The organism is Segetibacter aerophilus (genome assembly GCF_007991655.1).
GTDB classification, from domain to species: Bacteria; Bacteroidota; Bacteroidia; order Chitinophagales; family Chitinophagaceae; genus Segetibacter; species Segetibacter aerophilus.
This window is the reverse complement of record NZ_BJYT01000001.1, coordinates 204906-229425: the sequence shown is the minus strand read 5'-3', so window position 1 is coordinate 229425 and position 24520 is coordinate 204906. Positions and strand designations below refer to the sequence as shown.

At 40.3% G+C, this 24520-nt stretch carries 24 protein-coding genes; 11 read left to right on the top strand and 13 right to left on the bottom strand.

The annotated features are described in order from the left end of the window. Positions 1-33: 33 nt before the first annotated feature. From SAE01_RS00955 to SAE01_RS00940, 4 genes are all read left to right on the top strand, one after another. Positions 34-408: a hypothetical protein gene (locus SAE01_RS00955; RefSeq protein ID WP_147201657.1), complete on the top strand. Its 375-nt coding sequence runs from the start codon at positions 34-36 to the stop codon at positions 406-408. 166 nt (positions 409-574) lie between these two features. Next, the gene (locus SAE01_RS00950; protein ID WP_147201656.1) at positions 575-1903 is read left to right on the top strand and encodes a DEAD/DEAH box helicase; all 1329 of its coding nucleotides are present in this window, start codon (positions 575-577) and stop codon (positions 1901-1903) included. 126 nt (positions 1904-2029) lie between these two features. After that, complete coding sequence (locus SAE01_RS00945) at positions 2030-3277, top strand: hypothetical protein (RefSeq protein ID WP_147201655.1); 1248 nt, start codon at positions 2030-2032, stop codon at positions 3275-3277. A gap of 208 nt (positions 3278-3485) precedes the next feature. Next, complete coding sequence (locus SAE01_RS00940; protein WP_147201654.1) at positions 3486-4118, top strand: transmembrane-type terpene cyclase; 633 nt, start codon at positions 3486-3488, stop codon at positions 4116-4118. A gap of 60 nt (positions 4119-4178) precedes the next feature. On the opposite strand, the gene SAE01_RS00935 is transcribed toward SAE01_RS00940, so the two are convergent. Next, positions 4179-5612, bottom strand: coding sequence for a Gfo/Idh/MocA family protein (locus SAE01_RS00935; RefSeq protein ID WP_147201653.1), 1434 nt, complete (start codon positions 5610-5612; stop codon positions 4179-4181). A gap of 313 nt (positions 5613-5925) precedes the next feature. Between SAE01_RS00935 and SAE01_RS00930 the strand changes: the two genes are divergently transcribed. Further along, positions 5926-6348, top strand: coding sequence for a hypothetical protein (locus SAE01_RS00930; protein WP_147201652.1), 423 nt, complete (start codon positions 5926-5928; stop codon positions 6346-6348). Positions 6349-6388: 40 nt separating this feature from the next. On the opposite strand, the gene SAE01_RS00925 is transcribed toward SAE01_RS00930, so the two are convergent. Beyond that, positions 6389-7630: a multidrug effflux MFS transporter gene (locus tag SAE01_RS00925; RefSeq protein WP_147201651.1), complete on the bottom strand. Its 1242-nt coding sequence runs from the start codon at positions 7628-7630 to the stop codon at positions 6389-6391. Between the two features lie 646 nt (positions 7631-8276). Here SAE01_RS00925 and SAE01_RS00920 point away from each other — a divergent pair. Further along, positions 8277-9314, top strand: a complete 1038-nt coding sequence (locus SAE01_RS00920) for a sensor histidine kinase (RefSeq protein ID WP_147201650.1) — start codon at positions 8277-8279, stop codon at positions 9312-9314. After that, positions 9314-10033, top strand: a complete 720-nt coding sequence (locus SAE01_RS00915) for a LytR/AlgR family response regulator transcription factor (protein ID WP_147201649.1) — start codon at positions 9314-9316, stop codon at positions 10031-10033. Before SAE01_RS00920 ends, SAE01_RS00915 begins: the two co-directional genes overlap by 1 nt. Before the next feature lie 64 nt (positions 10034-10097). On the opposite strand, the gene SAE01_RS00910 is transcribed toward SAE01_RS00915, so the two are convergent. Both SAE01_RS00910 and manA read right to left on the bottom strand, forming a co-directional pair. Then, entirely contained in the window at positions 10098-10670 is a 573-nt protein-coding gene (locus SAE01_RS00910) for a DUF6580 family putative transport protein (protein WP_147201648.1), read from the bottom strand. Between the two features lie 88 nt (positions 10671-10758). Then, a complete protein-coding gene (manA, locus tag SAE01_RS00905; RefSeq protein WP_147201647.1) occupies positions 10759-11952 on the bottom strand; it encodes a mannose-6-phosphate isomerase, class I in 1194 nt (397 codons plus the stop codon). A 40-nt stretch (positions 11953-11992) separates the two neighbouring features. On the opposite strand from manA, the gene SAE01_RS00900 reads away from it, so the two are divergent. The 4 genes from SAE01_RS00900 (at position 11993) to SAE01_RS00885 (ending at position 14598) form a co-directional block, all read left to right on the top strand. Further along, a complete protein-coding gene (locus SAE01_RS00900; protein ID WP_147201646.1) occupies positions 11993-12346 on the top strand; it encodes a YraN family protein in 354 nt (117 codons plus the stop codon). A 283-nt stretch (positions 12347-12629) separates the two neighbouring features. Next, the gene (locus tag SAE01_RS00895; protein WP_147201645.1) at positions 12630-13052 is read left to right on the top strand and encodes a hypothetical protein; all 423 of its coding nucleotides are present in this window, start codon (positions 12630-12632) and stop codon (positions 13050-13052) included. Positions 13053-13153: 101 nt separating this feature from the next. Further along, positions 13154-13582 (top strand): SRPBCC family protein, encoded by a 429-nt coding sequence (locus tag SAE01_RS00890; RefSeq protein ID WP_147201644.1) that lies wholly within the window; start codon positions 13154-13156, stop codon positions 13580-13582. A gap of 725 nt (positions 13583-14307) precedes the next feature. Continuing rightward, a complete protein-coding gene (locus tag SAE01_RS00885) occupies positions 14308-14598 on the top strand; it encodes an ATP-dependent Clp protease adaptor ClpS (protein WP_147201643.1) in 291 nt (96 codons plus the stop codon). Between the two features lie 36 nt (positions 14599-14634). On the opposite strand, the gene SAE01_RS25135 is transcribed toward SAE01_RS00885, so the two are convergent. From SAE01_RS25135 to SAE01_RS00845, 9 genes are all read right to left on the bottom strand, one after another. Next, entirely contained in the window at positions 14635-14811 is a 177-nt protein-coding gene (locus tag SAE01_RS25135; protein WP_307725110.1) for a DUF6728 family protein, read from the bottom strand. Between the two features lie 97 nt (positions 14812-14908). Next, positions 14909-16768, bottom strand: a complete 1860-nt coding sequence (locus tag SAE01_RS00880; RefSeq protein ID WP_147201642.1) for a M1 family metallopeptidase — start codon at positions 16766-16768, stop codon at positions 14909-14911. Positions 16769-16802: 34 nt separating this feature from the next. Then, on the bottom strand, positions 16803-17249 hold the full coding sequence (locus tag SAE01_RS00875; RefSeq protein WP_147201641.1) for a PepSY-like domain-containing protein: 447 nt from the start codon (positions 17247-17249) through the stop codon (positions 16803-16805). Between the two features lie 25 nt (positions 17250-17274). After that, entirely contained in the window at positions 17275-17940 is a 666-nt protein-coding gene (gene rsmI, locus SAE01_RS00870; RefSeq protein WP_147201640.1) for a 16S rRNA (cytidine(1402)-2'-O)-methyltransferase, read from the bottom strand. A 172-nt stretch (positions 17941-18112) separates the two neighbouring features. Next, positions 18113-18361, bottom strand: coding sequence for a phosphoribosylformylglycinamidine synthase subunit PurS (gene purS / locus SAE01_RS00865; RefSeq protein ID WP_147201639.1), 249 nt, complete (start codon positions 18359-18361; stop codon positions 18113-18115). 66 nt (positions 18362-18427) lie between these two features. Beyond that, positions 18428-19237, bottom strand: coding sequence for a CDP-alcohol phosphatidyltransferase family protein (locus tag SAE01_RS00860; protein WP_147201638.1), 810 nt, complete (start codon positions 19235-19237; stop codon positions 18428-18430). Positions 19238-19312: 75 nt separating this feature from the next. Continuing rightward, positions 19313-20617 (bottom strand): aminopeptidase P N-terminal domain-containing protein, encoded by a 1305-nt coding sequence (locus SAE01_RS00855; protein ID WP_147201637.1) that lies wholly within the window; start codon positions 20615-20617, stop codon positions 19313-19315. Positions 20618-20710: 93 nt separating this feature from the next. After that, positions 20711-21340, bottom strand: a complete 630-nt coding sequence (gene lolA1 / locus SAE01_RS00850) for an outer membrane lipoprotein periplasmic chaperone LolA1 (protein WP_147201636.1) — start codon at positions 21338-21340, stop codon at positions 20711-20713. A 270-nt stretch (positions 21341-21610) separates the two neighbouring features. Beyond that, positions 21611-24283: a DNA translocase FtsK gene (locus SAE01_RS00845; protein ID WP_147201635.1), complete on the bottom strand. Its 2673-nt coding sequence runs from the start codon at positions 24281-24283 to the stop codon at positions 21611-21613. Positions 24284-24520 lie beyond the last annotated feature (237 nt).

Genomic DNA, 24520 nt, shown 5'->3' with positions numbered 1-24520 from the left:
CGGTTGTTGACGCCTATCAACTAAATAATTAAAATGTCTAAGAACAAAAAACAATTTGGCGTTTGGATGGATTCACATCATGCAACTATTGTAGGTAGAGAAAATATTGACACAGGGGATTTTGTAGTACTTGGACATGCTAAAGTTAGCGGCGACGATAACAACTCAAATGAAAACGCGGCCAACAACTCAGAACAGGGCTCGATGCAGAAACTATTTAAAGATATTACCTCTTACATGCAAAACGTAGATGAAGTACATGTAACAGGAACCGGCACAGCACAGGAACAGTTTATTCGTTTCATGTCAGAGACCGCGCAGTTTAAAAACGCCGTTGCTAAGGAAAGCACTTCCAATAAAATGGGTGATGAAAAACTTCTTGAGTTTATGTCGGCCCAGTTTAATTAACTGCCGGTAATTTATTCAAAACAAGAAAGCTGCTTTAAATGATTTAAAGCAGCTTTTCTGTTTTTATGAAACTTGCTACCTGCTTTATTTCAATCGGAATTCAACATCACCCTGGTTCAATTTCTCTTGATTTCACTTATCATACCTTTGCTTCTATTTATTATCTATGACTTTTAAGGATTTCAATCTCAACAAACAACTCGTAAACGCGCTAACAGATCTTGGCTATACGATGCCTACAACTATACAACAAAAAGTTTTTTCAGTAGTGATGAGTGGTGCTGACGTGTGCGGAATAGCACAAACAGGAACCGGTAAAACTTTTGCCTACCTGCTTCCACTTCTTAATAGTTGGAAATACTCGAAAGAAAAAGACCCGCAAATACTAATCGTCGTACCTACGCGCGAACTGGTTGCCCAGGTGGTAGAAGCTGTGAAAAAGCTAACTCCCTATTTAAGTGTAGATGTTATTGGTGTGTATGGAGGAGCAAATATCAATACTCAAAAACTAGAGCTACAAAATGGACTTGATGTATTAGTGGCAACCCCAGGTAGGCTGTTTGACCTGGCAATGGCAGGCGCTTTTAAGGTGAAATCAATTAAAAAACTAGTCATAGATGAAGTGGATGAAATGCTTAACCTAGGATTTAGAACACAGTTAAAAAATATTCTTGACCTGCTGCCGCCCAAGCGCCAGAACCTGTTGTTCTCGGCCACTCTCATAGAGGAAGTCGAAGACCTGATGAATGAATACTTCAACGACCCGGTAAGAATTGAAGCGGCGCCGGCAGGAACCCCTGTCGAAAATATCATTCAAACTGCTTACGAAGTACCTAACTTTTATACAAAAGTAAACCTGCTAAAACTACTGCTCGCCGAAGAGGAGTCGATGACCAAAGTGCTGGTATTTGCAGCTTCTAAAAAACTAGCCGATGAACTGTACGAGCAACTGGAACCAAATTTCCCGGGTACTGCGGGGGTTATCCATTCTAACAAAGAACAAAACCACCGTTTCAATACTGTAAAACAATTCAAGGAAGGAACGTATAAATTTATTATCGCTACAGACATTATTGCCCGAGGCATTGACATTGCCGAAGTTACTCATGTCATTAATTTCGACCTTCCACCTGTTCCTGAAAATTATATTCATCGGATCGGTCGTACAGGCCGCGCAGACAAAAAAGGCGTAGCCATTAGCTTTATTACAGAAAGGGAACAAGAGCAAAGGGCGGCAATAGAAAGCCTGATGAAATTTGAGATAACAACTTTGCCTCTACCTCCGCACCTCGAAATATCTTCAGTGCTTACCGAAGACGAGCAGCCTAAAGTCTTCATGAAAGAGATACAGGTGAAACTGCCTAAGAAGGAAGAACGAGGCGCATCCTTTCATGAGAAATCCGCAAAGAACAGCAAGGTTAATAAAAAGGTCTCACGCAGAGACCAGATGAAGAAGAAGTATGGTAAGCCCATTACCAGGCGCGGCAAGAAATAGAGTTTTATTTAATTTTTAGGTGCCCAACTTTATTTACTTATTTGACCTACTCTTGCGTCGCACTCTTGTACGTTCGCAATACTATTCAAGCGTTTTTTACGTTTTGTTGCCACATTTAACTTTTATATGAATTCAATCGCAAGGCTTTCCCGTTATGTTGTTCTAGTTGTTACATTTTTTTTCGTTTCCTTAAAATCGTTTAGTCAAAAAAAAGAATTCAAAGGTTACTATATCAACCTCTCTGGCGACACAATAAGAGGTGCATTCGTCAACTATAAACAATGGAGCAACAATCCGGACAGAGTCAGTTTTGTTCCCACCACAACGGGTATTGCGTCGCAACTAACTCCGGCCACTTGCAAAAGCTTTGAGATTAATAATTACGATACTTACATCTCTTACCACGGCACTCGCCTGACGAACCCTGTCGATTTTGCTAATGCACCAACAGGCAATACAGCGGATACTTACGATACAATAAATACTTTTTTGAGACAAATTGCTGCAAGCGAACAACTAAAATTGTACGTGTATAAAGACGATCTCAGGATGAATCTGTTTTACGCTGTCAATAACAACATCAACGAGTTACTGCAAAAAGGCAACCTTATCAATAATAGCTTTTGGGAATCGATGAGATACAAGCAACAGTTGAAAGAAATATTTACATCAGAACCAGACAAAGAAAAAATTGATCAACTAATCTATACCGAAGAAAGCCTTGCTTCTTTTGTAAACAAGCAGAATAAAGGAAAGAGCAGTTTTAAGAAAGATGGTGGTCCTAACAATGGCCGCTTTGTAATTTTTGCCGGAGCGTCCCTCAACTCCTTGAAATTTTCAGGCGATAAAAGCCAGGTGTATAGTAACAAGGAATATCCTACTACTACCGCACCGGTTGTAGCGATCGGCTATATTCTACCTATCAACAGAAACTTCCATAAATTCTTCTTGTTCCCGCAAATCAAGCTTTCCGCATTCAAACATACTGCTACTACATTTTTTAATAGTACTACTGCATATCCGGCCCAGGTGAATACGTTTCAGTCTTCGCCTACGGTATCAGTAGGTTTTCATTTTGGTTATAATATTATCAACAAGTCCGACTTCAAGTTATTCATCGCTCCCGGCGGTGGAATTACAATCTTATGTAAAAACAAACAGGTTGATAATATTCAATTCAGCGCAACCGAACAAAAAACAATCATAACCACAATGCCAACTACAACGTATTTGTTAGATACACAGGCAGGCGCAGTAATCCACGAAAAGTATTTTGCCTGGCTATCATATAATTTCCCAACCACCATTACAAGTTATAGTGCCAACAGGGGGATTTTAACGTCAATCCAATTCGGACTGGGTTATAAATTATAGTTTGCTGATAAGTTATTTTTCATTTACGTCCTTCAGAAAAACAGCTTAAAAACGATCAAACCTTCAAGCTCAATAAATTATTTTTCTAAGCAGGATTTGTTTTAAAGACAAAGAATATTAGTTTTAAAAAGAGTCAGAACAAGTGACTAGCCAGGTATTGGTCTGTTTTGAAAACAGGTGAATATTTTATGACAAATTCCAGTCTTGCATGGAAATAGGTGCAACTCTTAAGACAGTTCTCACTATTGTTAGTGGCCTTTGCTGGACCACAGTTTATATCCTTATCATTATCCGCTCTTTTCGCGATAAGACTTACGGTATGCCTTTTTGGGCTTTGGCATTTAACGTCGGTTGGGAGTTTATTTTTTCTTTCGTTTTAATTCCTGACCAGTTGGGGCTACAAGGAATAATCAACAGGATCTGGTTAGCATTTGACGTTGTTATCCTGGTTACCTACGTTATGTATGGAAAGAAAGAGTGGCCAAAGAACGTACCTGAAAGTGTGTTTTATCCATACTCTTTACTGGGGCTTATTGTTGGTTACCTGTTTGTGTACTTTATGTCTGTTGAGTTAGATCACTCTCAAGGTATGTACGCAGCCTTCGTACAAAACCTCATGATGTCACTGTTATTTATTTCAATGCTTAACAACAGGAAAAGCAGGCAAGGGCAATCGGTAGCAATTGCCGTTTTAAAAATGATAGGAACGCTTGCACCAACTATACTCTTTGGAGCAAAATCGCCATTCGTTTTGTTCTTAGGCCTTAGCTGTTTTGTTTTTGATTTTATCTATACCGTATTACTTTCCAAAACTGCAAAAACCCCGAAACAAGAAATATAAATAAATCAAAAGAGGCCACCAACTGGCAACCTCTTTTGACTCTTTTATCAGTTCGTTCAATTATGCTTTTAATGCATATCCTTCACGATATTCTCTTTTTACAAATTGATTTGCTTCGTCAAAATTTGTCACTTTCATGTTCTCTGCATCCCACAAAAGTTTCTTTCTTCCTATGAAAGTTTTTCCGGTAGGATCTTTCAGGTTCCAGCTACGAAGGGCAAGATTTGCAAAAAGTACAGTCTCGGTAAGCGGACCAGCATAATCAAAATTAGAGCTTGTCTTGCCTTTACCATAACCAGCTATTGCTGCGTTTACCCATTGAGCGTAGTGGCCTTCCTGTCCCCCAGGTACCCTTTCGACTGTTTGTTTTACAGTCATGTAGTCTTTGGTTTTTGATGTAGGCAATAATGTTGGATTTGCTCCATAGCAACCACACATCATTTTTCCTTTAGTACCTTCTATGATCGCACCGCCATCAGAGTTACCCATTGGTTCGTCTGCACCCAATTCTTCCGGACGTTCTGGCCTGATGTTACCATCCATCCACGTTAGTTTCACATCAGGTTTACCTTTTTTCATCGGGAATTTCATTTTGATAGATGAAGCAGGCGGACAGCTTTCAGGGTGATAAGCAGGCGTCCACATTTTCTCATAGATATCAGCTACGCTGCATTCTACTTCCGAAGGGTAACCAAGTCCAACAACTTTAAATGGCGGATCGATGATATGACAACCCATATCGCCTAATGCCCCTGTTCCAAAATCCCAATACCCGCGCCAGTTGAAAGGAACAAACGCAGTATGATATTCGTGAAACTTAGTTGGACCAAGCCACAATTCCCAATCAAGTTCCTTTGGTATTTCATCTTTTGTAGTTGGGTATCCGTTACCCTGCGGCCACACCGGGCGGTTTGTCCAACAACGGATGGTATGGGCATCACCGATCAATCCTGCATTGTACCAATCCTGCATCTGGCGAACACCATCCCCTGAAGAACCCTGGTTGCCCATTTGTGTTACCACTTTGTAGCGACGCGCTGCTTCAGTCAAAACTCTTGCTTCGTAAATATCGTGAGTCATTGGCTTCTGTACGTACACGTGCTTACCCATTTGCATTGCCATTAATGCTGGCACCGCATGTCCGTGGTCAGGAATGGAAACAGAAACAGCATCGATGTTTTTCTTTTCCTTGTCCAGCATTTCGCGGTAGTCTTTGTAATAAGTTGCTTTAGGAAAAGCAGTTCTTGTTTTTGCAGCCTGGCGATCATCCACATCGCAAAGTGCCACGATGTTAGCATTGCCTGATTTGAAAAAGGCAGCGATATCGCTTTGCCCTTTACCACCGGCGCCTATCGCACCAATATTAAGTTTATCGCTAGGAGCGACAAATCCCCTTCCTAAAACGTGACGGGGGACAATAAAAAAGCCTGCGGCTGCAAGTGAGCCGGTTTTAATAAAATTTCTCCTCGATTGGTCTTGCGAGTTATTATCCATATAACAAGTGTTTTTTTTAAATGGCGATTAGTAAATGTTTTGTAAATAAGACAGATTTGATAAATGAGTAAACTTTTGATAAGAGTAGAAATAAACTATGGCCAAATTTAAGTCATAGAAACGAAAAACGGTGACATCTACCCCTAACTTCCTTATAAAAAATTGCCTTAAAAAGTTAACTTTCACGGCTGGCCCAGTTTTCATTGTTTCTACTAATGTGCTTGTTTATTGTGCAAAGCAGTCAGCAACATAAAATCAATAATTTTAGAAATAACAACAACTAATTTTAGTTCCATCAACCAAAAAAATTTCTATGAAGTACTCAAGGTTTTATATCGCCACCATTTTTGCAGCATTTATTTTATTCGCTTTTTGGGGATGCACAAGTGCTGGTTATAACTCCGGCCCTGTCACAGACGCTTCTTCTTATCCCAGAATTATTGAACGTGCGCAAAAGAACAAACGATATTTCATCATGCAGTCAGGCATCAACTTTTACACCGTTACTTCTGTTGATGTAGACAAGGCAAAAAAGCAGTTGACTGTAACGCTTGATAAAGTCGACTCGCTTCGGCTTGTTTATTTTAAAAATCCCACCTCCCGGGCGGGTCAAACACAGAGAACAGGAACAAGTCATGAAATTCATATGTATATGAAAGACTCTACCAGTTACACCCTTGATGAGCCTCATACCCTACCCCTAAATAATGTGGCGAGAGTAGAGTTATTGGACTAAGAACTCGCTCTTAAATGAGCATCGATTTCTTAAGGCAATCTTAGTATTTCTCCATTAATTCTAAGCACTCCGCTTTTACATCTTCGGGACGTGCTTTATATTCTATTGTTTTCCTGCCAATGAGGAGAATGGCTAATCCAATCAAACTGCAACCGGCCATTACCGCGGCCATTGGCAAAGCAGTGCCATTAAAAAATAAACCGACAAGCGCAGAAGCGACAGCACCGCAGCCCATTTGTAAAGCGCCCATTAATGCAGATGCACTTCCTGCGCCTTTTGAGAAAGGTGACATTGCCAGCGCAGCAGAGTTGGGAAAAGTAAACCCCTGGCAACTTAGAAACAAAAACATTAAAAATATGCTGCTATAAACGTTCACCAGACCCATTGCCGTTCCGGCTACTAATAGAAGTCCTATTGTAGATTGGGTTATCAATACCACTCTTATTATCTGAGCGCTATTGTACTTTTTCAAGATTACGTTGTTAAGCTGGCTGCTGCCAATGAGGCCGACGGCGATTACCGAAAAGATAAGACCGTACTGCTTTTCACTCACACCGTACAATTCCATAAAGACAAAGGGCGATCCTGCGAGGTAGGCAAATAGTCCTGCAGAAGCAGTTGCGCCAGCAAAAGCATAAGTATAGAATTGCGGCTCTTTCAATACGTTGGCGAAACCTGTGAGAATAGGTTTAGGACGAAGTGAAAACGACGGATCAGCCATTTTACTTTCGGGCAACCAGAAAATAACTGCCAATAAGATTAAAACTGTTACTACCGCCAACACAATGAATACCACGGGCCAGCCAAAGGCAGCAATAATATAACTGCCCGCTGTTGGCGCAAGTATCGGCGATACGCCTAGTATCAATATCAGCAACGAGAATATTTTCGCATTTTCTTCCACAGGAAATACATCTCTGATAATTGCGTTTGGTGCTACCATGCCCACGCATCCGCCAAGCGCTTGTAAAAAACGAAAAGCTATCAACACTTCTACGGATTTTGACAGAGAACAGCCAATGGACGCAACGATGTATAAAACGAGGCCCGTGATCAATGGCTTTTTCCTGCCGAAACGATCGAGTAAAGGACCACACAATAATTGACCTATACAAATGCCTATAAAAAAGCTTGATAGTGAGTAAGCAACATAATCAACTGATGTGTGCAGGTTTGCAGCGATCGCCGGAAAGCCCGGAAGGTACATATCAATCGAAAAAGGCCCGATTGCACAAAGTAAACCCAGGATCAATATCAGTACCGAACGCTTTTTCTTATCCATACCGCAAAGAAAAGTTATTGGAGAGAAGTAATAAAATGCTTTTGCCGGGTAGCGTGACTAGGTTTTTTAGCGAGCTGTAAATCATCAGGCTACATCGTTGTGTCACTCACTTGTACTTTTGTAACCCAATCAGCAGGCTTTACAATTTTATAAAAAGGACAAATCTTTATCCAAATCATTCAAAGTGTGCTTCCGCTTAATAGAAGCAGGCCCACACTTGGATTGAAAGCTTTAAACAAAAATTGCATCAATTTTGCCAAAGGGAGAAAATGATTGGTATTGTTTCGAAACCGTGAACGAACTCCTGAACCTGGCGTTAAAAACGCTAGGCCAATTCCTACTCTTTTTCCGGTTTGCCGCGTTGTTTCTGAGGTTTGCAGCATTCGCCTGAAGATGGGCTAGCTACAAATTACTTTAGCTTGCCAATGAGATAGAGAGTAAATGTGCCCATCCTTGCGCCGTTATTGGATGTTCCGAATGATGAATAAAGCCTTCGAGGTTTATCAAAATATATAACTTCAAAAGTGAATGGCTGGTTGCTATTTCACTTTGGGGTTCTTGCTGATATTGGCTATAAAGTAAAAGGGTGCGACGCAACGGAAGTAACATAGAAGTATAAAGCCGGGTACATAGTATCAATGAAACAATGAGAAAATTTCAAATAAATAAAAAGTGGTTAAGCGTTTCGTTACATGTTGCTGCATGGGTTCTGATTCTTTCTTTGCCTTACTTGCTGCGCTCGCCCTACGATCGGCAAAAAGCTAAAAGTCCGGACGAGGAAGGCTTTTTATATCTTAACCTGATCACCAGCGTTTTTTGGATCGGAGTTTTCTACCTCAATGCATTTGTGTTAACTGAGCGTTTTATTTACACGAGGAAATACCTGCAGTACATACTTATATTGGTAGCGGTTTATTGTGTTATTATGGTGTTTCACGGCCTGCTTTTTACAGAATTAATTAAAGTAAGAAAGTTTGTTTTCAGAATGTCGGCAAGTTTTAATTTGACAACCTTTCTTCTCACAATTGCGGCAAGTATAACTTATAAACTTTTCTGGGACAAAGCCGAAAGCGACCGCCTTCTGCAAGAAAAACAGGAAGAAAATTTAAAAAGCGAACTCTCTTTTTTGCGTTCACAGATAAGTCCGCATTTTGTTTTTAACGTTCTGAATAACATGGTGGCTTTGGCAAGATTAAAAAGTGATCAGTTAGAGCCAACGATCATGAAGCTGTCGAATTTGATGCAGTATATGCTCTATGAAACCGACGAAGAAAAGGTGTTATTGGGTACAGAAATAGAATACTTGCATAGCTATATAGACCTTCAGAAACAACGGTTCGGTTCGAAAGTGAAAATGAATGTGTCACTTGACGCAAAAGAAGACTGGCTGTCAATCGAACCAATGATGTTGATCCCGTTTGTTGAAAATGCCTTTAAACACGGCGTTGGAATGATTGAAGATCCGGAAATAAACATAAGCCTTCGTACCGAGAATAAGCAGCTGTCTTTTGAAGTAAGAAATAAGTACAATACCGACACGGAAGAAGTAAAAGACAAGACTTCGGGTATAGGCCTGCCAAACGTAACACGCCGTTTAAATTTGTTGTACGGCAACCAGCATGAGCTGTTAATAACCCGGCAAAACGGGTGGTTCCGTATTTCTTTAAAACTTAACTTACAATAATGCTTAACTGTATAGCCGTCGACGACGAACCTTTGGCTCTTGCCCTGCTCGAAGACAACATTAGCAAGGTGCCAAACCTTAAACTGGTAGCCGCTTGTACCGATGCCTTCGAGGCTACTAAAGTTTTGCAGGAAAATAATATAGACCTCATTTTTATTGATATTCAAATGCCGGGATTAACGGGCTTGCAATTCATAAAAAGCCTTGCAAAAAAACCAATGGTGATATTGATAACCGCTTATAAGCAATATGCCCTCGATAGCTACGATCTTGATGTGGTGGACTACCTGGTAAAACCGGTGGCAATCGATCGCTTTATGAAAGCTTGTAACAAAGCAAGCGAGCTGTACCAACTAAAAACACAGAATAAAGAAAGCATCGCGCCGATCACTTCTGATCATTTTTTTCTGAACGTTGATTATAGCTTGCTCAAAGTTTTCTTCAATGACATCTTATACATAGAAAGTCTTCGTGATTACATAAAAGTGCATTTAAAAAGCACGACCAAACCAATTGTAGCAAGAATGACAATGAGGGTTTTGGAAGAACAGTTACCAGCTGCGAAGTTTATACGCATTCACAAGTCTTATCTCGTAAGCACTGACAGCATTTCAGCCATTAGAAAAAATAGTGTGTTTATTAAGGATAATGAACTTCCTGTTGGGGAGACTTACCGGGATGTTATTACCAAACTAACGGGCAAGAATTTGCATGACTAGATAAAAAAAGGACAAAAAAATCCCGCCGCAAGGGCAGTACTTTTTAATATGATTTAGAGAGCGATTATGCGATCGCTTCTTGCATAGTAGTTTTTCTTTCCATTACTGCATAGGCAGTAAATAAAAGAGCTGAATAAAAGACATTTCCCATGATTGAGTTAAGGATGAAATTTCCAAAAAACTCATTCTTATAAAATGGGATAGCAGCAGCATAACAAGCGCTTAACCCGGCAAAAGACTTAGGGTAAAAATTACTGCTTGCCCAAACGCCCATATTTGAAAGAACAAAGAAAATAGCACCGCTCCAAACGGCGGCTAAAGCGATATTGGTTACAGACCTTTTTTGCATAAAAGTAGAAAGAGCCGTAATAATGATGAAAGCAGCATAAACAAAAAACTGCGTAGTTCCGTAAAAACCTTTGGTTTCTGTAAATAACTGAAGACAAACGTCAGACAGCAGCAAAGCACCCAACGGCATTAGGAATGCAAGCTTTTTATCTTTGATAACTGAGCCTCCAAAAACTGCTATTGCACCTACAGCTGTAAAATTCGGTGCGTGTGGAAACATCCTGGTAAATGCGGCAGCAACAATTAATAAACCCGCTGAAAGAAGCAATTTGTTGTTTTGTTTGTTCATTTTTATTTTCTTATTCATGGCAAAAATAGCCTAAAATTTCAACTTTTGTACGAGGGCCATACGATTAACAGAAGTTTGAAAAAAATTGTCAGCTGCGGTCAATAGGCACGAACGCCTTGTATAAAAGTACATCTTCGATACCTCGGATCGTGTACTCCTCTCCCGGAAGCACTACAAATGACTCTCCTCTTTTACAGCTAATGTTATCGCAGCGAGCTTCACCTTTCATTACAAGAAAAATTTCTGCCGACCGGCTTTTGGAAACGTATTCTCGCCCGTTTTCAAGTTTTATAGCACTTATTCCGAAATCTTCAACAGGCAAAGAATAAGCTATGTCTCCCGTTGTAGATACTTCGCCCTTTAAAATGTTTGGCTCGATTCCTTCAAATACTATGTGCTTTAGAAGTTCGGGTACATCCACATGTTTCGGAGTTAAACCTCCCCTAAGCACGTTATCACTATTGGCCATGAGCTCAACATTCTGCCCCTCCAGATACGCGTGCGGTACTCCGGCTCCCTGGAAAACCGCCCCGCCCTCCTCTACCCGAACAATATTGAAAAAGTAAATCGAAAACAACCCCTTATCAACATTGCCAGAAGGCAGGACCCCGTTATACAATTTAGAAACCCAGTAACCCGGTTGATCTTTCGTATGAGGAGTAGTGATTTCGCGTTCTACTAAAGACATCAGTAAATTGTCTGACTCTTCCTGCGGCATTTCCATCACCATTTTATATAAGCCATAATAGCCGGTGTCGGCAAACACTTTGCTTAAAAAATTAAATTCAGGCACGGTATCCAACACCTGTTGCAATGCTTCCTCTTTTTTAAAACCGTGCAGCAACCAAAATTCACCCAATGCGACCATCACTTCGGGCTTGTGATTTTTGTCTTTATAATTTCGATGAGCAGCATTTACAGGTACGCCTTCTGCTTCCTCTCTCTCAAAGCCTTTTCTTGCTTCCTCTTTTGTGGGATGTACTTGTATAGACAACATTTCCCGCACGTCAAGCACCTTAAGCAGATAAGGCAGTTCGCCAAATTTCTCATATACCTTTTCACCCAGATGATCCACCGGCTCTTGCTGTATCAGCTGATACCACGGCTGTAAACCGTCTTCTGTTTCAAGCTTTCCTGAAGCACTTGGGTGAGCGCCCATCCAGTACTCTGCACAAGGTTGATTGGCTGAATTTTCAAATCCCAACAGGTCAGGAATAAAGTCGTAACCACCCCATGCATAGTGTTGAACTTTCCCCTGCAGCTTGAATATTCTGTGTTTCACTTTAATATCTTAATTTACTTGTGCCGAAAATAATAACAATATGGCAGAGCACAATGAAACGGGTTTTGCCGGTGAGCGGTTGGCTCTCGAATGGCTGAAGGAACGGGGTTATAAAATGAAAGAGCTAAACTGGAGATGTCGGCACCTCGAGGTCGATATTATTGCAGAAAAGGGAGACACTCTCCATTTTATAGAAGTAAAAACGCGGCGCAGCACTAAATTCGGCAACCCCGAAGAAAGCATCAATAAGCAAAAAATGAAGAACTTAAAAGATGCTGCCGAACAATATCAACACCAGCACCCGGGATGGAAATGGATTCAGTTTGATGTACTCGCCATTCTATTTAAACCAGATGCAATAGATTACTGGTTTAACCAGGATATATACCTATAAAAGAAAACCTGCCCAAATTAAATTTAATAATATAACTACTTCCAAAGATCCTTGGAGGTTGACAAAAGTGTTCGGAGAAAAATAGCCGCGTTCTGAAGCTAACCCGAAATCAGACAAGCACATTTTACATTTGGCAGGAACTGAAATTAATTTTAATTGATTTTACACTTGCCTGAGTCTTTTTAGCGTTAGCATCAATTACTAGTTTTGCTTTTCAAAAAATAATGTACGAAAAGGTTACGATATTAGAATTATTGGTATTTTCAACCTTTAAATATCTAATATGAAAAAGATTTTACCCTTTATAACGGCTGGCTTGTTTTTCACCGTCTGCGGCTTGGCCCAAACAAAGGTATCTCTTGATGATGCTGCTAAAAACATAGGAAAGACTGTTACAATTTGCGATAAGGTTTCAGGCACACGATTTCTTGAACATTCAAAAACACAACCTACCCTGCTAAATATGGGTGGAGTTGCTCCTAACAACAAGTTAACAATTGTAATAAACCCTGAGGACCGTAAAAATTTTACAGCAAAACCAGAAGATACTTATGCTGGTAAGCATGTTTGTGTGACCGGTAAACTATTGGATTACAAAGGCAAGCCGGAGATCATTGTAACACGACCTGAGGAAATATTGACTCTTGATGGTGGCAGTGGCGATCCGGAAATTAGAACGAAAGATTTTTTATGGTTTGAGCAATAATGCATGCAATCGTGTAGAATTTTTGAAGCTCTATAAATTATTATTTCGGACGGCCTGACCAGGTTCGTCCGGTTTTTTATTTATACCAAAAACACATCCAGATGGCTGATGATCCGGTGGTAATTGAATATACTTACAATGCTTCCATTGATAAAGTTTGGACTGCAATCACTGACAAGGATCAAATGAAACATTGGTATTTTGAACTGGAAGAATTTAAGCCAATAGTAGGTTTTGAATTTTCGTTTAAAGGTGGTAAAGATGAACGGACCTACTTGCACCTATGCAAAGTCGTCGAAGTAGTTGAAGGCAGCAAACTGGTTTACAGTTGGCAGTACGAGGGCTATGTAGGTAGGTCATTGGTAACTTTCAAACTTTCTCCCGAAGACACCCGCACTCGACTAACATTAACTCACGAAGGTCTTGAAACATTTCCTGCCGATAATCGGGATTTGGCAAAAGAAAATTTCGCAGCAGGATGGGCTTATATTCTTGGTACAAGCCTAGCTAATTTCCTGGCCAAAACTTGAAAAAATACCCTTAAATTTCGCTTTAAGTACTGGGACAATGAAATCAAATCAGCTTTGTTAGAGGAACTTACAGAATCAAAAAAGCACCTGTCACGGTGCTTCTTTGTTAAAAGGGTTAAATGTCTGTTTCAAATTTTTCTTGCCTCTTTCCTGGTTGCGTAATAATTTGATACGCTAACATAAACAATCATAATAACTGACGAAAACGTAAGAATTAAGCTAATAACTTGGATAACTTTCATAAAGCTTTAATGTTCGTTAGAAAAATTGGGGTATCATAAAAGTATTGATTATCAGTTTATATAAAAAAAGTATTTTAGAACTGGTGTTAGCAAGTATTGAACATTTTTGATAGTTTTTTTCTTATTATAATATTGCTTCACATATATTCTTTTACTGCTTCTGCAATAAGGGCTTTTCCGTCGATTTGTAAAGGCATATCTTTTTCATCCAAACCTACTTTTTACTTGACCTACTTCTAGGTACAAATTGGTAGAAAAGGCAACAAAGTAAAAGACTGATTGAAAAAATATCTTCTTACTTTAAACAAATTCAGGTAGTTTTTTATATACAACCGAACGCTTGCTATAATAATATTAGACCTCCTATAGATACTAATCGAACCCCGAGTCATCTTAAGACTGCGGTTAAACGATATGAGAATTTTATAAAAGCATCCGCAATTTGAAAATGTATTAAGGATAACTTTGCAAAAAATAGAAGATATGGTGCCAGGAACAGAAACGCTGGAAGAAACCGGGGTAGACGTACTAACAGATTTCGAAAAGCTTTTTCAAATTGTCGTTTGGAACGATGAGGTTAATACTTTTGAGTGGGTTATTGAAACATTGGTTGAGGTGTGTGGGCATTCGGAAGAGCAGGCAGAACAGTGCGCGATGTTGATACATACCAAAGGAAAGTATGCAGTAAAAAACGGAAACTACGATGATTTAAAACCTCAGTGCGACGCTATTACTGATAGGGGAATTGGAGCTACGCTGGAAGTAATGGCTTAACTCACATCTTATTGCTGCAATAAAAGGACTTTTTGCTTATCGAAACATTGGTATAATAACCAGCCTTATAATCATAATAATTATTGCGACTAAAAATATCAGAATAGACAGGCGATTCATGCCATGCATATACTTCATCCACTGTGTTCTCGGCTCGTTTGGATCTCTTTTTTTGATGTATAAATACTCCGCTATTTGCCTCCAAATACCCATTTCCTGTTTTTTACAAAGTTACTGTTGACAATGTAACAGCCTGAAAGCATCATTTGTTGAGACTCTCGCCCAAAATAAGAAACCGCAGTAGACGAATTTACCAGGCTATTTTCAAAATATTGTTCCGCTTATTTATATCCGCTAGGCGTTCTGAAGGGTCTATTTCCACCTGCGTTACATCTAGGAGTTTGCGAGTTGTTTCGAATACGTAGTTTGGATGAGTCCATCTCCACTCCTGGTGAACTGTTCGGGAAATAGAAGCGTCTTCAACCGGCTTCTCTCCTAGCATCAGGTCTAATGGAATGTAGTGCAATTCTTTACTCCCGTCTTTAAACGTCAGTTGCACATCAATTGGCATTGGCATCTCTCCTATCCTTCTGATACGAATTTTTGTTTTCGCACCATCTTCCCATAAACTATCAATAGCGTAGTCAATTGTCTTTGTAGTATTTACCCAATATTCCCTGTACCATTGCAATTGCATGCCACTAGCCTTTTCAGCAACTCGTATAAAATCATTTGGGTTTGGATGCTTAAATCGCCATTGCCTGTAATAATCATGTAGTATTTGGTCTCGCACTTTATCTCCGGTTATGTACCCAAGCTGGGCCATAAACACTGCGCCCTTTGAGTAAGCGTTTTGACCATACGCATAATTAGTGCTGTAATGATCAGAATGAGTAGTCATTGGTTCTGCAAAGCCGCTTTTAACCAGCTTGTAATAGCTGTCATAACTTGCATCTTGCTCAAATGCTTTCTTTTGTCTTAGCTGAGCCATTACCCTTTCTTCTGCGTAAGTAGTAAAGCCCTCGTCCATCCAGGGATGTAAACTCTCATTAGTACCCATCATGCCCTGGTACCAGCTATGCATCCACTCATGGACTGCAGTTCCAATACCAGCATTCTTAATGAGGGTAGCCATGGGATATTCCATCCCTCCATCGCCGCCCTGTATAAAAGAATAATTTTTGTACGGATAAGCCCCAAAAGTTTTGGCCATCACAGGATAAGCGAGTTCAACAGTATCAGCTAATTTCTGAAAAGGCGCTCTAAAGCTGTCTACGTTTTTATAAATGATAAACAGGAGTGGACCGTTCTTGACCTGTCGTTTTATCATTGCATAATTCGGGTCAGCTGCCCATACAAAATCGTGCACATTTTGAGCTACAAAATTCCATGTCAGGTTATTGCCTGCAGGTTTTACAACTTTGGCTCCTTCATCTTCGTAACCAAACCCTATTTGATTTGCATTTTGCAACGTCCCGGAAGCCGCAACCAAGTAACTTTTGTCGATACTAATTTTTACATTGTAATCACCCCAAACGCCGTAAAACTCGCGGGCAATATATTGATTCGCATTCCAACCCTGGTAGTCGTACTCGACCATTTTCGGGTACCACTGAGCCATGCTATACTTAACACCCTGTGCATTATCTCTTCCACTGCGGCGAATTTGTATGGGAACCTGGGCCTGGAAGCTTACGTCAAAAGACACCTTTGTCTTAGGTAGAATTGGTTTGTCTAAAATGACCTCCAGAATTGTTTCGTGTTCTTTTAATTTTTGTGGTCTGCCATTAGTTTTCACAGACAATACTTTCTGGTAACCAATCTCGTCTGGCTTTGCATTTAATATTCTGTCTTTAACTCTCGGGTCCCAATCGCGCACGTCTTTGCCATTTCTATCCACTCCAATAACAACTTTGCCCAATTCCCTGCTTCTCGCATCCATGCTGCTATTGGGTTGAAATGCGTTCCAATAAGTATGGAAGTAGACTTTGTTCAGAGTATCAGGTGAATTATTAGTGTATTCGATCCTTTCTACTCCATCAAACTTATTTGAAGCGACATCCATTTTCACATCAATGTTGTAGCTGATCCTTTGTTGCCATCTGTCGGGTTGGCCGAAACCTATATTGTAAATAGAAACCAATAAAACTATTGCTAATAATCTTTTCATGTATCCCTTGCTTAAACCTATCGTTTGCTTTAAATTATATTATAGTTCCGTTATCGCTGATCAGTTGTCCTGTTTTAGAAAACACGAGGTTCCTTTTGCTGTACTCATTCTTTTTTACTGCAATTTTATAGAGGACACCTTTTTCCTTTTCTTCAACTTGCATTACACCTGTTACAGTTAAATCTGCATACTTACTTTTCTTAAAACCATCTTTTACTTCCAGTGGCAAACTGTTGTACGTAAAGTTCGACTCAGTTTTTAACCATTCACCTTTAGATGTAAAAGAGGCTTTCATATCTTTTTCACCTACTTTGAAATTAGCCTCAAAAGCGGTAAGCCTATCCTTCCATTCAACGCCCGTCGCGGTTGCATACTTTGCTTTGAAAGCGTCAGTGACCACTGCGGGAATCTTTCTAAATTGTGCACTTGCAGATAATACACTTAGAAATAAAACAAAAGTGAAAGCCCATTTTTGTAACATAAGTAAAGTTTGTTTTGTTTATAAATTAAGGTGCGCCCTGCACCACTATAACTATTTCACCCTTCACATTTTTTTCGCTGAAGTGCTGACAAACTTCGTGCAAACTTCCCCGTTTATTTTCTTCAAACATTTTTGTTAACTCCCTGCTAACACAACACTGCCTTTCTGCTCCGAAATATTCTATAAACTCTGTCAGCGTCTTCACGAGCCGCATTGGGCTTTCATAAAAAACCATCGTTCGATCTTCGTCTGCGAGCCTTTTTAGCAATGTTTGCCTTCCCTTTTTTAAGGGCAAAAAACCTTCAAAGGTAAATCGCGTAATAGGCAAGCCGCTATTAACCAGGGCTGGAACAAATGCGGTGGCACCTGGTAGTGTTTCTACTTTGATATTATGCTTTGCACATTCTCTTACCAATAAAAATGCTGGGTCAGAAATTCCGGGAGTACCGGCGTCTGTTATTAATGCAAAGGTTTTTCCTGCAAGTAGCTGATCGGCTATGTGTGAAGCAATCTTATGTTCGTTGTGTTGATGGTAGGGCGATATAGGTTTTGAGATGTTGTAATGCTGCAACAACTTAGAAGATGTTCGCGTATCCTCTGCAAGAATGACATCAACACTCTTAAGTACTTCTAAAGAACGAAGCGTGATATCTTTTAAATTGCCAAGGGGTGTTGGAACTATATAAAGCATTAGAGTCTGGTGCTGAAATAAGGTTAAGGACAGAGCATCAACTTAGCAATTAAACTAAAGCCGAAAATAGGTAAACCAGTACAAGCGAGTGACACAAAGATGTTAAGTAAAGTTGGTCAGTTGGTATCAAAAAAAATGCTTCGACTGATATTTTCTCGAATCCAGCAATTGCTTAATTAATCATTTCGATTTCGTAAAACTCCATCACCGGGTTTGCAAGCAGTTTTTTACTGGCTTCTTCGGCTACTTGTTTTGCAGCATCTTCGCTGTCAGCATCAATTTGCAAAGTAATGTGTTTGCCGATTCTTACCTCTTCCACTCCCTTCAAGCCAAGGTTAAGCAAACCTCCTAATACCGCTTTTCCCTGGGGATCAAGTAAATCTTTAAGCGGCATTACTTTTATCTGAACGTTATATGTCATGGAAATTATTTGAAGCTGCAAATGTAAGGTGAATGAGGAAATAGAGGCGAATGTGTAATGTATAAGTTACTGAACGGAATTTGCAGCAAAGTCTTCATTTGTTGCTTTACTTCCACGTGCATAGCCGGGCATTGCGAGCGATAGCGCGACATAAGCCACGAAAACAACGGGCACAGCTAACCAGTGAAAAATGACTCCGGCGACAACAGCTATGCCTACCAAAATAAATTTAGGAAGATCGTTTTTAAAACTTAACCCTTTGAACTTTAGCGCCATCATTGGAAGCGTACAAATCATTAAATAAGCTATGACAATTATAAGGGCATACCAAAACCAAGGACTTAACATGAGACGAATTGCGATCGTACTGTTAGAATACCAATAAATTAAAGGGAACGATGCAATTAATAACCCGGCGGCAGGAATGGGAACTCCCTTAAATCCAAAAGACTGTTCTTTGTCAAGATTGAATCTTCCCAGTCTAAACGCTCCCGCACAAGGAACAATAAAAGCGGGCAATAACCATAGAGAGGATATTTCCATCCCATCTTCTTGTTGTGCATACGCAAGGCGGAGAAACTGGTAAATGATAATTCCCGGAGCGACACCAAAGCTGACGACGTCTGCCAAGCTATCCAGCTGTTTCCCCATTTCAGAACTAAGGTTAAGCATTCGGGCTACCAGTCCGTCAAGAAAATCTATAACCGCGGCGATCCCTATAAAGGCAGATGCCCAATAGATTTTCTCGGGAAGCATCAGCACTAGCTCGCCGTTTTGATCGGTAACAGGAACCATTCCATTCTGAAGAATAAAAACGATTGCGATACAACCAAAAAACAGATTGAGAAGGGTAAATATGTTGGGTAATTGTTTCATTAAGTGTAAACGTTACTCCAGGGAAAGGGTAGATTTTATTTTAGTGATATTTCGATTATAGCGGCAAAAAGGTTCTTACTTAGCTGTAGGCTTTGCCTGCATCAGGTATTCTATTTCTTCGACTGTAATTGGAATGTTTTCCATCAAATCGACATTTCCATTCTCCGTTATCCAAAGATTGTTTTCAATTCGTATTCCCATCTCTTCTTCTTCTATATAAATGCCAGGTTCTACGGTAAATACCATACCTGCTTGTATTGGTTCTACTCTTGTCCCCAGGTCATGTACATCTACCCCAAGGTGATGAGAAATGCCATGATACAAATATTTGCGATAAGCCCGGTTTTCCCTGTCTTCATTTTTTACATCCTCGTCATTCAACAAACCAATCTTGATGAATTGCTTTGTAGCTTCATCACCGACTTTGTCTGTATAATCAACTATAGATATGCCAGGTTTTAAAAGACCTTTTGCAAAATTGTGCAGATGTAAACAAGCATTATACACTTCCCTTTGGCGTGGAGTAAACTTACCGTTAACGGGTACCGTACGGGTAAGGTCGGCGTTGTATCCACCATAGTTTGCGCCGAAGTCCATCAGCACTAATTCGCCATCTTTGCACTCCTGGTTATTGAAAACATAGTGTAGCGTTCTCGCCCGGTCGCCGCTCGCAATAATGCTGTTATAAGCTACTCCCCTGCACCTTTTTCTTAGAAACTCGTGCACGATTGCGGCCTCAATTTCACACTCCATTACTCCAGGATGAATAAAGTCGAGCAACCTTCTAAAGGCGCTTTCGGTTACAGCGATTGCTTCCTTCATTACCTCAATCTCTTCAGCTGTTTTGACCGCGCGAATGCCTTTTAAAATTTTTGCTGAACGTTCATATTTGTGTAATGGGTATCGCTGCATGAATTCCTTCGCAAAACGGTAGTCTCTTGTTTCCAGCAAATTGCCCTTGCGATCGTTTTCGTTTGTATTTAAATAGACGTTATCTGCCAGGTGTACCCATGTTTGTAACAATGCATCTATAGCATCTAACCATACGATTGTTTTTATTCCGGAAATCTCTGTTGCTTCATTTGCCCTCAATCTTTTTCCGTCCCACTTTTCTTTCGTTTCATTTGGACGTAACAAGACAAGTACTTCCCTGTATTTTTCGTCGGGGTTGTTGGGAAAAAGTATCAGCATGGTGTCTTCCTGCTCTATTCCAGTCAGCCAGTATAAATCGCTGTTTTGAACGAAGGTATAAATCGCATCGCCATTCGAAGGAACCTCGTCGTTACTATTAAAAATAGCGATGCTTCCGGGTTTCAATTCTTTTACAAACCTTTCTCTATTCTTTATAAAAATTTGGGGACTTAAAGGCAGATGCTTCATGTTACTTACTTGAGATACTGCAAGATACAAGTTTGATGTATTAAAAAAACCGTCCTTTACAGAGACGGTTTAGTTTGTAATTTTTGAAGAAGTTTATTCAATTACTTCAATATTTTTCTTGTATTTGTTTTTGTTGAAAACGAAAGTATTGTCAGGGATATTTGCTGCAGTATTAATGTTGCTCAAATTAAAATCGATGGTATTATTGTTTCTATCCTGTACCCGCGCCTTTGTGATCATCGTCTTCGACTTATCTACAGAAACATTCAGTTGCTTGTAGTTTTTACGCTTATCAATCGGTATTAATTGGATCTGGTTATAAGTGCCTGCGGAAGAAACAAGTTTGTAAGTAAAATCATTGTCGTAAAAATTAGTAAGCAGCGTTTGGGGAGTAAGCGCATTGTCGGCTTCGTCAACGGGAGTCACTGTTACTTCATTGTTGCCATTATAATTCCAGGTCTTGTTTCCGTCGCTAAAAATTTCGGTCGCTCCTTGTTTGATGTAGTACTTGTTTCCCTTGATATAAATTTTACCGGCAGCGCTATGATTCACCTTTCCTGAAGCTCCCCTTGAAACCACGGTAAAGTTCGCTGTGACGCCTTTAAAAGTTTTCAATTTAGCGCTTACTGCATCTAAAACCTTTTTAGCGTTTGGATCACTCTGGGCGCTAGCAGAACCGGCAATAAAAGTTAGGGCTATAATGAGGTAGTATATCTTCTTCATGAATCTCTATTTTAAAAATGCAATATTATTGTTTTGAGACAAAGAGGGCATTTAATTGTTTAAACCTCTTTTGTTAAAAGATGAAGAGTTACGGAGCTGGAATAAGGTGTGCGAGTGGAAGTTGAAATACCAGCAAATGCACCCATAAGATGCAATACGATTTGCTGGTGAACAGATTGCGTCGCAAGGATGAAGCTATGAAAAACAAAAGCCGGTATTAAAAAATACCGACTTAATTCTAATCTTATAAAAATGTTGCTAAAAAGGAGGCTAGTTTAAAAACCCTTCCAGGATTTCCTCGAGTTCCATCTCATTTTTTACCTGCACTTCCCGCGCCTTGCTGCCTTGGTTCGGACCTACAATTCCGGCAGCCTCAAGCTGGTCCATTAAGCGGCCTGCACGGTTGTAACCAAGTTTCATTCTGCGCTGAATAAGAGATGTACTTCCGATCTGGCTGCTTACTACCAGGCGAGCAGCATCTTCAAATAATGGGTCCCGACTACCACTGTCAAAATCTTTGCTCTCAAGCTCTTTTTCGTCAACATACTCCGGCAATAAAAACGCTTGCGGATAGCCGCGTTGATCTCCAATATAATCGGTGATACTGTCCACTTCAGGGGTGTCAACAAAAGCACACTGCAAACGTGTTATCTCCCCATTGAAGCTGATAAGCATGTCACCTTTACCAATCAACTGCTCAGCACCACCGGCGTCCAAAATGGTTCGGCTATCAATCTTGCTGGAAACTTTGAAGGCAATACGGGCAGGAAAGTTTGCCTTTATAGTACCTGTAATGATATTTACAGAAGGACGTTGTGTTGCAATAATCAGGTGGATACCAACAGCACGGGCCAGCTGCGCAAGACGGGCAATCGGCATCTCAACTTCTTTACCTGCAGTCATAATAAGATCAGCAAACTCGTCTACTACCAAGACAATGAACGGCAGGAACTGGTGACCTTTCTCAGGATTTAAACGACGGGCAACAAACTTATCATTGTACTCTTTTATGTTACGGCAACCGGCTTCCTTCAACAGGTCGTAGCGATTATCCATTTCAATGCAAAGTGCATTTAAAGTATGTACTACCTTTTTAGTGTCAGTGATAATGCTGTCTTCTTCGCCGGGAAGTCTGGCCAGGAAGTGTTTTTCGATGGATTTGTAAATGCTCAACTCAACCTTCTTTGGATCCACCAAAACAAACTTCAACTGCGACGGATGTTTCTTGTACAACAGCGAAACCAGTATTGCGTTTAGTCCGACAGATTTACCCTGCCCAGTAGCACCCGCCATTAGCAAGTGAGGCATGGTAGCAAGGTCAACAATAAAGTTTTCGTTGTCAATCTTTTTACCAATGGCAATTGGCAGTGAATACGTGTTGTGCTGAAACTTTTCTGATGACAGCAAAGTCTTCATGCTCACTACGCGCTTCGTTACGTTAGGAACCTCTATACCTATGGTTCCTTTGCCGGGAATTGGGGCGATGATACGAATACCTAAAGCTGCAAGGCTCAAGGCAATATCGTCCTCCAGATTTTTGATACGGCTAATACGAACACCGGGGGCGGGAACAATTTCGTACAACGTAACTGTTGGACCTACGGTTGCAGCAATACGCTGTATAGCGATATCGTAGTTTTTTAGCGTAGCAATAATTTGATTTTTGTTGTTCTCCAACTCAACCGGATCATGTACAATTTTCTCACTGCCATGCGTCTCTAACAGTTCGAGCGAAGGATACTTGTAGTCCCTCAGGTCGAGCATCGGGTCATAGGGAGAAAGCTTAAGATCTCGCTTCGAGGGCTGCACTTCTTCCACCACATCATCCTCAAAAACAGGCACAGATTTGATTTCCATTTCCAGGTCAAATTCCTCCGGTTCTAATGTTTTAAAAGGGTGCTTTTTAACCGCCTCATCAACCTGCATTTCTATAACAGGTTCAACTTCTTCATCCGGCTGAACTTCCTTTATTTCTAACTTAAATAAGTCGTTTACTTCGCGGTATTCCTCTTCGGGTTCCTCTTTGCTTACAACGTTTGCTGGTTCGTCCTCTTCCTTCTCTACTAACCTCAAGTCGTGCAAAGGATATTCAGACATAATATCATCTTCCGGCATTAATACAACTACTCCCTTACCTTCCTTTTTAAGCTTATTGCTTGAAACCGCTACTTCTTTCTCAATGTATAATCTTGCCTCATCGGCATTGTCATCGCTCTTATACTGTTTCAGGATATACGACTCATTATTATCCGCTTCTTCAGTTTGCGGCTGAGGTTCAGGAGCCATGCTTGCATTAGTACCTGCAAAAGCAGCCAACTTTTTCTCGGGCCACGTGAACGTTGGATTAAAACGCCAGACAAAATAGCTGAAGCCGGCAACGAGCAGCACTAGCCCTGTTCCAACTACACCAATCCACTTAATAAGCCAACCGGTAAGTAATTCTCCATATGCGCCACCATAACTAAAATGACTATTTCTAAAAATAAAGGCAAGGGTAACACTGATGACGAGAAGACCAGTGAAGACATACCTCGCATTTCTCTTAAGGGAAAATACTTTCCTGCCAAATAGCAGGTTTATCCCTAGTACGAAGAAGAAGCTGCAAAAAAGGAACGAGGCGACACCAAATCCTTTATAAATGAAAGAATGGGCTACATACGCGCCAAGCACACCAAGCAGGTTGTTGACGTGAACATCTTCCGCGCTAAAAATCTTAACACCGCTAAATTTAAATATCAGCGATTGATCATCCTGCCAAGTAAAGGCATAAGAGGCCAGCGCGACAAATAGAAATAGCGCGACCAGAAGACTAATAGTACCTGCAATTTTGTACGTACGTTCATCTTTCACAATTTCTTTTACCGTCACATCTTCCTGCTTGTCGGGCGACAATTTAGCAGGGTTGGGAGGTGGCGGACTCTTCTTCTTTATACGATTAGCCATGTGTTTACTATACTTAGTAAATATAAACGAAATTAGAGGTTTTGGTAATGTTCGGGCGGCTTGAAGGGTGGCTATCAAGACATCCGGGCGGCTTTGTGAATAAAAAGCAAGACCCGGAAATGTTACTCACATCATCCCATTGTGGTAAGAGGATCTACTTTAACTTATTACTTTCTTAAAACAGATTTCATCATCACTGACTGGTATATGCTTTGAAAGATTAGAGCAAAAAATAGT

What these genes read in the sequence shown, in the direction of transcription:
- SAE01_RS00900 (WP_147201646.1), top strand. Translation starts at nt 11,993, where the DNA reads ATGGCAGAGCACAATGAAACGGGTTTTGCCGGTGAGCGGTTGGCTCTC.
- SAE01_RS00920 (WP_147201650.1), top strand. Translation starts at nt 8,277, where the DNA reads ATGAGAAAATTTCAAATAAATAAAAAGTGGTTAAGCGTTTCGTTACAT.
- SAE01_RS00880 (WP_147201642.1), bottom strand. Translation starts at nt 16,768, where the DNA reads ATGAAAAGATTATTAGCAATAGTTTTATTGGTTTCTATTTACAATATA.
- SAE01_RS00890 (WP_147201644.1), top strand. Translation starts at nt 13,154, where the DNA reads ATGGCTGATGATCCGGTGGTAATTGAATATACTTACAATGCTTCCATT.
- SAE01_RS00855 (WP_147201637.1), bottom strand. Translation starts at nt 20,617, where the DNA reads ATGAAGCATCTGCCTTTAAGTCCCCAAATTTTTATAAAGAATAGAGAA.
- rsmI (WP_147201640.1), bottom strand. Translation starts at nt 17,940, where the DNA reads ATGCTTTATATAGTTCCAACACCCCTTGGCAATTTAAAAGATATCACG.
- SAE01_RS00875 (WP_147201641.1), bottom strand. Translation starts at nt 17,249, where the DNA reads ATGTTACAAAAATGGGCTTTCACTTTTGTTTTATTTCTAAGTGTATTA.
- SAE01_RS00845 (WP_147201635.1), bottom strand. Translation starts at nt 24,283, where the DNA reads ATGGCTAATCGTATAAAGAAGAAGAGTCCGCCACCTCCCAACCCTGCT.
- SAE01_RS00895 (WP_147201645.1), top strand. Translation starts at nt 12,630, where the DNA reads ATGAAAAAGATTTTACCCTTTATAACGGCTGGCTTGTTTTTCACCGTC.
- SAE01_RS00925 (WP_147201651.1), bottom strand. Translation starts at nt 7,630, where the DNA reads ATGGATAAGAAAAAGCGTTCGGTACTGATATTGATCCTGGGTTTACTT.
- SAE01_RS00935 (WP_147201653.1), bottom strand. Translation starts at nt 5,612, where the DNA reads ATGGATAATAACTCGCAAGACCAATCGAGGAGAAATTTTATTAAAACC.
- SAE01_RS00885 (WP_147201643.1), top strand. Translation starts at nt 14,308, where the DNA reads ATGGTGCCAGGAACAGAAACGCTGGAAGAAACCGGGGTAGACGTACTA.
- SAE01_RS00930 (WP_147201652.1), top strand. Translation starts at nt 5,926, where the DNA reads ATGAAGTACTCAAGGTTTTATATCGCCACCATTTTTGCAGCATTTATT.
- SAE01_RS00950 (WP_147201656.1), top strand. Translation starts at nt 575, where the DNA reads ATGACTTTTAAGGATTTCAATCTCAACAAACAACTCGTAAACGCGCTA.
- lolA1 (WP_147201636.1), bottom strand. Translation starts at nt 21,340, where the DNA reads ATGAAGAAGATATACTACCTCATTATAGCCCTAACTTTTATTGCCGGT.
- SAE01_RS00860 (WP_147201638.1), bottom strand. Translation starts at nt 19,237, where the DNA reads ATGAAACAATTACCCAACATATTTACCCTTCTCAATCTGTTTTTTGGT.
- SAE01_RS00945 (WP_147201655.1), top strand. Translation starts at nt 2,030, where the DNA reads ATGAATTCAATCGCAAGGCTTTCCCGTTATGTTGTTCTAGTTGTTACA.
- purS (WP_147201639.1), bottom strand. Translation starts at nt 18,361, where the DNA reads ATGACATATAACGTTCAGATAAAAGTAATGCCGCTTAAAGATTTACTT.
- SAE01_RS00910 (WP_147201648.1), bottom strand. Translation starts at nt 10,670, where the DNA reads ATGAACAAACAAAACAACAAATTGCTTCTTTCAGCGGGTTTATTAATT.
- SAE01_RS25135 (WP_307725110.1), bottom strand. Translation starts at nt 14,811, where the DNA reads ATGGGTATTTGGAGGCAAATAGCGGAGTATTTATACATCAAAAAAAGA.
- SAE01_RS00915 (WP_147201649.1), top strand. Translation starts at nt 9,314, where the DNA reads ATGCTTAACTGTATAGCCGTCGACGACGAACCTTTGGCTCTTGCCCTG.
- SAE01_RS00955 (WP_147201657.1), top strand. Translation starts at nt 34, where the DNA reads ATGTCTAAGAACAAAAAACAATTTGGCGTTTGGATGGATTCACATCAT.
- SAE01_RS00940 (WP_147201654.1), top strand. Translation starts at nt 3,486, where the DNA reads ATGGAAATAGGTGCAACTCTTAAGACAGTTCTCACTATTGTTAGTGGC.